The 8198-nt window shown below is 58.7% G+C and carries 5 protein-coding genes; all 5 read left to right on the top strand.

The genetic code is table 11. From position 1 onward, the window contains the following. The first annotated feature begins 119 nt into the window (after positions 1-119). The 5 genes from KGB06_RS14410 to KGB06_RS14390 all read left to right on the top strand — a co-directional run bounded on the left by KGB06_RS14410 (position 120) and on the right by KGB06_RS14390 (position 8190). Complete coding sequence (locus tag KGB06_RS14410; protein WP_223516805.1) at positions 120-1283, top strand: thiolase C-terminal domain-containing protein; 1164 nt, start codon at positions 120-122, stop codon at positions 1281-1283. A 68-nt stretch (positions 1284-1351) separates the two neighbouring features. Beyond that, on the top strand, positions 1352-3181 hold the full coding sequence (locus KGB06_RS14405; protein ID WP_223516803.1) for a DUF1302 domain-containing protein: 1830 nt from the start codon (positions 1352-1354) through the stop codon (positions 3179-3181). A gap of 33 nt (positions 3182-3214) precedes the next feature. Next, the gene (locus KGB06_RS14400; protein WP_223516802.1) at positions 3215-4576 is read left to right on the top strand and encodes a DUF1329 domain-containing protein; all 1362 of its coding nucleotides are present in this window, start codon (positions 3215-3217) and stop codon (positions 4574-4576) included. Between the two features lie 77 nt (positions 4577-4653). Next, positions 4654-5718, top strand: a complete 1065-nt coding sequence (locus tag KGB06_RS14395; protein WP_223516800.1) for a WD40/YVTN/BNR-like repeat-containing protein — start codon at positions 4654-4656, stop codon at positions 5716-5718. A 36-nt stretch (positions 5719-5754) separates the two neighbouring features. Beyond that, positions 5755-8190: an efflux RND transporter permease subunit gene (locus KGB06_RS14390; protein ID WP_223516798.1), complete on the top strand. Its 2436-nt coding sequence runs from the start codon at positions 5755-5757 to the stop codon at positions 8188-8190. The last annotated feature ends 8 nt before the right edge of the window (positions 8191-8198 follow it).

The raw sequence follows: 8198 nt of genomic DNA, 5'->3' as shown, positions 1-8198 counted from the left end.
CCCCCAAAAAAAATCGATTTCCAGCCGCCCCCCCCAGTCAATGGGGGGGTTCGCTTTACGACTTCGCAATAGTCTGACCTCACAAAAGCGCCAACGTATCGGCGAGTGGGAGCAGGTTCATGTCTGAAAAAGTGCTGATCGCCGGTGCAGGAATGGTGCCGTTTCTACCGCTGGGTGGCTCCGACAGTCATGCGGCGCTGGCGGGGCAAGCCATTCGTGCGGCGCTGGCCGATGCGCGGATCGACTATGACCTGGTCGACCAGGTGTTTACTTCCTGCGTACACGGTGAAGCCGGTATCGCCGAGCAGATGTTGTCGCAGATTGGCTACTCGGGCGTGCCGATTTTCAGCTTCGGCGATGGCTGTGGGTCGGCCAGTAGTGCTTTTCAGTTGGCCCGCAATAGCCTGCTGTGCGGCCAGGCTGAATGTGTCCTGTTGGTTGGTGTCGAGTGCATGCCGGCACGCATTTCCAATCGTGAGTTTTTCGGTTTGAAAGATCTCGCTCGCGATGAGTCGGCAAAGGTCAGGCAGGGTGAGAACCCTGTCGGCTTTATCGACCGTCGACAACAACCGGCGCTGCTGTTCGCTGCCCAAACCAGCTGGTTATTGACACGCATGGGCATTGCTCAAAGCAGCTTCGATCAAGTGCTTGAGCGGGCACGGGCCCAGGCCGGGCGCAATCCCTACGCCGTGTTGAACCGCGTGCCGGATCGCGACGGCTGGCTCGCGCCTTATCTGTGCCCGCCGGCCTGCGGTGCGGCGGCCATCTTGATCTGTACCCCGGCCTTTGCCCTGCGCTTCGGCGCTCGGGCGGACGTCACCGTGCTGGCCAGCGCCAGGGGCAGTGACAGCGCTTCAGAGCAGGAATCGGGTTGCGTGCTGGATGTGCTCGGACAGGCGACCACCCGGCGAGTCGCGCAGCTGGCCTATCAGCAGGCAGGCCTCGGTGCGGAAGACATCGACGTGGTTGAACTGCATGACCAAAGCGTCGGCGACTTCATGATCAATAGCGCCGCGCTGGGCTTTTGCCGGGAGGACGAGATCGATCGATTCGTGCAGCAAGGACACCGCCTGAAAGGACAGATGAATGCGGTGTGCCCATCGGGTGGCTTGCTGGGACGTGGTCACGCCCCGGGTGCCACCGGGTTGGCGCAACTGGTCGAGTTGGTCTGGCAACTGCGCGACATGGCCGACGGCAGGCAAATTGCTGGGGCCCGCACGGCTTTACAACATAGCACCGCTCTGGGCCGGGCGGTGTCGGTCACCCTTTTGCAGCGCACCTGAGAGGAGGCTCATTACGCCGTGATTCAACCCATGACTTTTCGTAAACCATAGAGCAGGTGGCAAGCTAGATGAACAAAAATAATAAGATCTGCCATGCAAACCTTCGCAAAGGGTTGTTGGCCTCCGCCATTCTCACCGGCCTGGGCATCGCGCCCGTGGGGGCTGTGGAGATCAACACGGGGAATGAAGACTTTGCGGTTCGTTTCGACAACACGCTGAAGTTCAACTACGCCCAGCGCGTGGAAGCCCCCAACAGTAAGTTGGCCAATTCATGGAACAACAATGACGGGGATCGCAACTTCTCCTCCGGTAGTCCCGTTTCTCAGCGACTGGATGTGCTGTCCGAACTGGACGTGGTTTACAAAGAAAAAGTCGGTTTCCGTGTCAGCGCCAACACCTGGTACGACCACGCCTACGACGATATTGGCAGCGATAACGCCTCGACCAATCAGCTCAACAACGGTAAGCCGGACTCTCGTCATCAAAGCGGTTACGCCGATCGGTATTACAACGGTCCTTCTTCGGAAATCCTTGATGCCTTCGTGTTTGGCAGCACTGACGTCGGCGATGAATCACTGCTCAGCGGCAAGCTTGGCAAGCACACCGTTTACTGGGGTGAAAGCATCCTCGCCTTTGCCCATGGCAACAGTTATGGCCAGTCCGGCCTGGATATTTCCAAGTCGCTGGCGGTCCCGGGAACAGAAGCCAAAGAACTTTTCATTCCGCGTAATCAGTTGTCCACCAGTTTAACGATTAACCCGGAACTGACCCTCGCCGCGCAGTACTTCCTGGACTGGGATGCCGCGCGGTTGCCGGAGTCGGGCACTTATCTGGGGTTCAACGACGGCATTCAAAATGGCGGGCACAACCTGTCGTTGATCGGCGGCCAAAACCCTCTGTTCGGCACACCCGGCCCACTGGGTGCCAACCAGTTTTTACGGCTGACCAACGGGCATACGTTTACCCCGGACAAGCAGGGTGACTTCGGCCTGATGGCCAAGTGGAGCCCGGAATGGCTGCAGGGCACGCTGGGTTTCTACTACCGCAAAACCTCCGACATTCTGCCGAACCTGGTGTTGCAACCTACGGCGATCGGCCCTGCGCAACTGATCTCCGGCAATGCCGGCAGCTACAACCAGTTCTATGTCGACGACATCGATATCTACGGCATCAGCCTGTCGAAAAGCATTGAAGGTGTCAGCGTCGGTTTCGACCTGAACTATCGCCACAACATGCCGCTGGCCAGCGTACCGGCGACGGTCAGTCCGGCAGCCGGTGCTGCCGGTTTGCCGGGCTTCATCAGCAGCTTTGATGGTGACAATGGTGTGGCCCGAGGCAACACCGCGCACGCGGTACTCAACGGCTTGACCACTTTCGGTGCGACACCGGTCTGGGACAGTTCGACCTTGCTGGTTGAACTCGCCTACAGCCGCTGGCTGGACGTCACCGAGAACAAGCAGCTGTTCAAAGGCGAAGACTGGTATCGCGGTGTCGACAAGGTCACCAAGGACAACTACGTGCTGGGCGTCAACTTCAACCCGACCTGGTATCAGGTGTTCCCCGGCATCGATATGTACCTGCCGGCCAGCTACGGCGTCGGCCTTGCGGGCAACTCGTCGGTTCAGCTCGGGGGTAACAAGGACTCCGGAAGTTACTCGGTGGGCGTTGGCATGGACGTACACAACCAGTACCGGTTTGACCTGAAGTACGTGGACAACTTTGGTCCGTTCGACACCTGCGGCTCAGCCGGTGGTGCAGGTGCACAGGGCCAGGGCGCAGCACCAGGGGCCAACGGCCAATACAACTGCGTACCGGGGCAGACCACTGCATTCGGCGGTGTTCAGCCTCAGCTCAAGGATCGGGGCATGGTCACTTTTACCTTCAAAACGACCATTTGATCGAAGTCTTTGCTTGATAGCAGGAGTCACTCCATGAAGTTCGTCAACACGCTTTTGTTCACTGCTTTGACCGTTGCCATCGCTGGTGCGGCACACGCAGCCGTGTCCCCCGATGAAGCGGCCAAACTCGGCAACAGCCTGACAGGCGTCGGTGCTGAAAAGGCCGGCAATGCCGACAACACCATTCCGCCCTACACCGGCGGACTCACCACGGCGCCGGCCAGTTTTCAACCGGGTAGTTCGTTCCGTCCGGACCCTTACGAGGCCGACAAGCCACGCGTCGTCGTCGATGGCAAAAACGTCAGTCAATACACCGACAAACTGACCGCGACCACGCAAGAACTGCTCAAGCGTTACCCGACGTTCCGGGTCGATGTGTTTCCGACCCATCGCAGCGTTGCGTTGCCTCAACGGTTGCTGGATAACACCGCAAAAAATGCCGTCGGCACCAAAACACTCGAAGGCGGGCTAGCACTGGAAAACTCATTGCCGGGCGTTCCGTTTCCGATCCCGAAAGATGGCTATGAGGCCATGTGGAACCACCTGCTGCGTTATCAGGGTTATGCCACCAATATCAAATATGACTCCTGGAACGTCGACAGTTCCGGGAGGGCAATTCTGGCCACCTCTGGTAATGCCTATCTGGAATACCCGCTGTACGATCCGAAGCGTACGGAACCGGCGAAAGAGACGGATCTGTTCTTCAAGACCAAACTCTACTACCAGGCCCCGGCCCGTCGCGCAGGCGAAGCCATCCTGGTGCAGGATGCCGTCAACCCTCTGAAAATGGAGCGGCGTGGCTGGCAATACCTGCCAGGTCAGCGCCGCGTGAAACTCGCACCGGATATCGCCTACGACACGCCAAACCCTGGCTCGGCCGGTGCTTCGACCTATGACGATGCCTGGGTATTCAACGGCGCAATGGACCGTTACGACTTCAAACTCGTCGGCAAGAAGGAAATGATCATTCCTTACAACACTTACAAGTTGAACTATCACAAGGAAGCTGCGGATATCACCACGCCGCATCACGTCAATCCGGACCTGATGCGCTGGGAGTTGCACCGCGTGTGGGTCGTTGAAGCCACGCTGAAACCGGGCAAACGCCACATCTACAGCAAGCGCACCTTCTACCTCGACGAAGACAGTTGGATCGCCCTGGCTTCGGATGAATATGACGCCAGCGGCAAGCTGTACCGCGGATCCTTTGCACACCTGGCATACAGCTATGACGTGCAGGCGCCGAATTCCGATAACCACATGATTTATGACTTGGTCTCTGGCAGCTACAACATCACCGGCATCTACGGCCCGTACGGCGGCGTCAAGTACATCGACCCGCTTTCGAAAGCGCAGTGGGCACCTGAGTCATTGGCCGGTACGGGTATTCGCTGAGCCATAACGCAGGTGTTTTTTTGTCGCCGACAGTGTGTACCGCACTGTTCGGCGGCTTTTTTTGCCGAGTAAACCTCATGAATACATTTAGATGGATTGCGCTCACTGCGCTAACTGTGGCGTTGGCTGTGCCATTTACCAGAGCCGTAGTCGCCGCCGATTTTGTCGACGTGCTGTCGAGCCCCGCGATTCAGAGTGAAAAGGCGATTAGCGGGATGTTCACCGGGTTGACCAGTGCAGGTAAGCGCCTGGTCGCCGTGGGCCAACGCGGCCATATTTTTTATTCCGATGATAACGGCGTTCGTTGGCACCAGGCAGTAGTGCCGGTGAGTTCCGATCTGGTGGCGGTGCAGTTCCCGAGCCCGACGCAGGGGTGGGCGGTCGGGCACGACGGCATTGTGTTGCACAGCGACGACAGGGGTGAAACCTGGAAGCGTCAGCTCGATGGCCGTCAGGTGGGGCAGATCATGCTCGAACATTTTCAGAGGCAAGAAGGGCAGCAGCCGAATGAGGCGTTATTGGCTGAGACTCAACGAATTGTCGATGAAGGGGCTGACAAACCTTTTCTGGACGTTTGGTTCGCCAATGATAAAACCGGATATATCGTCGGCGCGTTCAATCTGATTTTCCGCACCGAAGACGGCGGCCAGAACTGGGTTCCGTTGATGGATCGCACCGACAATCCGGGGGCACTGAATTTCTACGGGATACGAGCAATCGGCGATGACCTGTTCATTGTCGGCGAGCAAGGCCTGGTATTGAAACTGGACCCGGCAACGCAACGCTTCATCAACCTCCCGACGCCCTACAGCGGCAGCTATTTCGGCATCACCGGCAAGCCGGGCTCGGTGCTCGTTTATGGCCTGCGGGGCAATGTTTATCGCAGCGTCGATCACGGCGTGAACTGGGACAAGGTTGAACTGGGCCTGTCCTCAAGCATCACCGCGAGCACGATCACCGCCGACGGCCGAATCATCCTGATCAGCCAGGCCGGGCATGTGCTTGTCAGCACCGACGACGGAGCCAGTTTCACGCAAAAGCCACAAGACCGCCTGGGGCCCGTCGCTGCGGCGCAGGCCATCGTACCAGGGGCGGTGGTGGTCGCAGGCGCACAGGGCTTGCGCCAGTTGCCCTTCGAATGAGCCCACTCCACATAATAAAAAGAGACGAGCCACTTCATGGGTAACTACAACCTCGATACGATGCCGGTGATCCGAGAGCTGAAGGGCTTCGATGCACGCTCCGGCAATGTCCTTGAACGCCTGATTTTCAACAATCGCCTGCTGGTGGTGCTGACCTGCCTGATCGTGACGGTAGTGCTGAGCTATTTCGCGGCCACTGGGCTGACGCTCAATGCCAGCTTCGAAAAGATGATTCCGCAGAGTCAGCCGTACATCAAAAACTACCTTGAGAATCGCCAGTCGTTACGCGGGCTGGGCAATACGGTTCGGGTGGTGGTGGAAAACACCGACGGCGACATCTACGACCCGAAATACCTGGAGGTGCTCAAGCAGGTTAATGACACCTTGTTCCTGACCCCGGGCGTGGACCGGGCCTGGATAAAGTCATTGTGGACGCCTGCCGTGCGCTGGACCGAGGTCACGGAGGAGGGCTTCCGTGGTGGCCCGGTCATGCCGGACTCCTACGACGGCTCGGCCAGTGGGGTCGAGCAACTGCGCTTGAACATTGCCCGTTCCGGCATCATCGGCAGTCTCGTCGGCAATAATTTCAAATCGAGCATGATTGTGGTGCCGCTGCTGGAGAAGGATCCGGTCACGGGCGCCGCAATCGACTACCACCATTTTTCGCGGATGCTTGAAGAGCAGCTACGCAACAAGTTTGAGTTTGCCGGCAGCAGCGCGGTACGCGTTGCCGGTGAAGAGGGCAAAGGCCCGATCAAGATCCGCGTGATCGGTTTCGCCAAATTGGTGGGCGATCTGATCGATGGCTTGATGCTGATCATGATGTACTTCGGCGCCGCGGCGCTGATTGCCACTGCCATCATCTTTGGCTTTACCCGTTGCGTGCGCAGCACCGCGCTGGTGATTCTGTGCTCGTTGGTTGCGGTGGTCTGGCAACTGGGCCTGATCACCTTGTTCGGTTATGTACTCGACCCGTTTTCGATTCTGGTGCCGTTTCTGGTGTTCGCCATCGGCGTGTCCCACGGCGCGCAGAAAATGAACGGGATCATGCAGGACGTCGGACGCGGCACCCATCAGTTGATCGCCGCACGTTACACCTTCCGCCGTCTGTTCCTGGCCGGACTGACCGCATTGCTGGCCGATGCCGTGGGTTTTGCGGTACTGATGCTGATCGACATTCCGGTGATCCAGGACCTGGCCGTCACCGCGAGCATTGGTGTGGCGGTCTTGATCTTTACCAACCTGGTGTTGCTGCCAGTGCTGCTGTCTTATTGGGGTGTCAGTCCCAAGGCGGCGGCGCGCAGCTTGCGTCAGGAAAGGCAGGAGGTGGAGGGGAAAGGGCTGGGCAATGTGTGGAGCCTGCTTGACCGCTTTACCGAGCGTCGCTGGGCTACGGTGGCGGTGGTGGTGGCCGGGTTGCTGGCGGTAGGTGGCTTCATGGTCAGCACGCATTTGAAGATTGGTGATCTCGATCCGGGCGCACCCGAACTGCGCGCCGACTCACGTTACAACCGCGACAACGCATACATCACTGCCAACTTTTCGCTGTCCAGCGACCAGTTTGCGGTCATGGTCAAAACCGCCAGCGAAGGTTGCCTGAAGTACGAAACCCTGGTGGAAGCCGATCGTCTCGGCTGGCTACTGCAACAGCAACCGGGTGTGCAGACTACCGTGTCGCTGGTCAACGCTGTGCGCCAGATCACGGCGGGTTCCTATGAAGGCAACCCGAAAATGCTGACCGTCGCGCGCAACCAGAACGTGCTGAACTACGGCGCGCAACAGGCCTCGGTGAACAATCCGGAACTGTTCGACAGTGATTGTTCGATGATGCCGGTGATCGCTTATCTCTCCGACCACAAGGCCGAAACCCTCGATCACGTGGTGAAAGTGGCCGATCAGTTCGCCCGTGAACACAGCAACGACGATCGGCAGTTCATGCTCGCCGCCGGTAGCGCCGGGATCGAAGCGGCGACCAATATCGTCGTGCGCGACGCCAATCGCACCATGTTGTTCTACGTGTATGGCGCGGTGATCGTGCTGTGCTTCATCACCTTCCGCAGCTGGCGGGCGGTGGTGGTGGCGGTCGTGCCGTTGATGCTGACGTCGATTCTCTGCGAGGCGTTGATGGTCTGGTTGGGCATGGGCGTGAAGGTCGCGACCTTGCCGGTGATTGCCTTGGGTGTCGGCATCGGTGTCGATTACGCGCTGTACCTGCTCAGCGTTCAGTTGGCTCAGCAGCGTGCCGGTCTGTCGTTGACCGAAGCCTACAAAAACTCCGTGGCGTTCACCGGCAAAGTGGTGGCGCTGGTCGGCATCACCCTGGCGGCGGGCGTGATCACCTGGGCTTGGTCGCCGATCAAGTTCCAGGCCGATATGGGCATTCTGCTCACCTTCATGTTCATCTGGAACATGGTAGGCGCCTTGGTGCTGATCCCGGCACTGTCGCATTTCTTGCTCCGTCGTGCTCCTTGAAACTGGAA

Origin of the sequence: Pseudomonas sp. GL-B-19 (assembly GCF_019956415.1) — a bacterium.
Lineage (GTDB): Bacteria > Pseudomonadota > Gammaproteobacteria > Pseudomonadales > Pseudomonadaceae > Aquipseudomonas.
Note: the sequence above shows the minus strand (reverse complement) of the source record. Positions and strands in the feature narration are given on the sequence as shown.

What these genes read in the sequence shown, in the direction of transcription:
- KGB06_RS14400 (WP_223516802.1), top strand. Translation starts at nt 3,215, where the DNA reads ATGAAGTTCGTCAACACGCTTTTGTTCACTGCTTTGACCGTTGCCATC.
- KGB06_RS14405 (WP_223516803.1), top strand. Translation starts at nt 1,352, where the DNA reads ATGAACAAAAATAATAAGATCTGCCATGCAAACCTTCGCAAAGGGTTG.
- KGB06_RS14395 (WP_223516800.1), top strand. Translation starts at nt 4,654, where the DNA reads ATGAATACATTTAGATGGATTGCGCTCACTGCGCTAACTGTGGCGTTG.
- KGB06_RS14410 (WP_223516805.1), top strand. Translation starts at nt 120, where the DNA reads ATGTCTGAAAAAGTGCTGATCGCCGGTGCAGGAATGGTGCCGTTTCTA.
- KGB06_RS14390 (WP_223516798.1), top strand. Translation starts at nt 5,755, where the DNA reads ATGGGTAACTACAACCTCGATACGATGCCGGTGATCCGAGAGCTGAAG.